The organism is Banduia mediterranea (assembly GCF_031846245.1).
Taxonomy (GTDB): domain Bacteria; phylum Pseudomonadota; class Gammaproteobacteria; order Nevskiales; family Nevskiaceae; genus Banduia; species Banduia mediterranea.
On record NZ_JAVRIC010000066.1, the window covers coordinates 1 to 867 of the forward strand.

Annotated in this window: 1 protein-coding gene and 1 pseudogene; both read right to left on the reverse strand. The window is 58.1% G+C overall.

Annotation, left to right across the window (positions count from 1 at the left end; translation table 11 throughout):
- Positions 1–38 precede the first annotated feature (38 nt).
- Positions 39–527, reverse strand: a complete 489-nt coding sequence (locus tag RM530_RS18390; RefSeq protein WP_311366723.1) for a hypothetical protein — start codon at positions 525–527, stop codon at positions 39–41.
- Between the two features lie 199 nt (positions 528–726).
- Positions 727–867 (reverse strand): annotated as a pseudogene (locus RM530_RS18395) (IS3 family transposase); the annotation flags it as partial.

Here is an 867-nt window from a genome sequence, read left to right on the forward strand (position 1 = left end):
TCTCTCTCCGCCAATTCTGGCGCTGGAAATTCGGTGGTTCAGTGGTCCAGTGCAAACGGGGATTCGAATCCTCGATAGACAAAACCGGGTTCGACGATTCGCGCCTGCGAATCGAACGCCCGCCGGGCGGTCCCGAAAGGGTGAGGGCGAAGCCCGACTAATCCCTCTCTCTCCGCTATATCCATTTGGCCTGTCGTCAGACAGGCCAAAGCCTTGAAAGGCAAGGCCGTTGAGGTGGTTTGAAACCCCTCGCCACGCAGGTATCTCAACCGCTCGGTGAAGGCCAGTTTCATCAAGGTTCTTTGCTCAGCCAGTGCGCCGCTTTCCCAGAGTTTCCAAGGACTTGCGAGCAGCGCCAGGGCGGTTTGAAGTGCCTCGTTGAATGGGCGCAACGGCTTGCCCACTTGCATGATCTTCTCGTGCAGTGCGACCTTGTCATGTTCGAGCTTGGTGACCTTGCGTTCCAGCGCGGCCAGCACGGTTGACGACTCGACCTCTACGATCCGTTCCAGCAGCTTGTCGCTCATCTCTTCTCTGTCCTCAGTCGGGGGAATCATCCCCTATCGAGGTGTCCGAAGAAATTAGACCATGACAACTACCCCTGGACCAGGTTTTTTGACGGGGTCAAAAGCCTCCAAAAAGCAATCGGCCACAGTCCTGACGAGTCCCAACTCTACGCCGGTGTTTCTCGACAGATAGAAGGCGGCGAAGCCCGGGTCGGGGGTTTTTTAACAGATCATTGTCTGATCGCAGTTGCCGGTTCTCCCCCTCCAGCTGCCGGATTCGCTGTTGCTCGGCCGTCAGCCCCAGCCCGGCTTGCGCGACCTGTCGGCCTTGCAGACGATCGAGCAAGCGGGGCCAACGATC

Bases quoted from the DNA above. Each gene is read 5' to 3' on its own strand.
- RM530_RS18390 (WP_311366723.1), bottom strand. From the start codon at position 527: ATGAGCGACAAGCTGCTGGAACGGATCGTAGAGGTCGAGTCGTCAACC.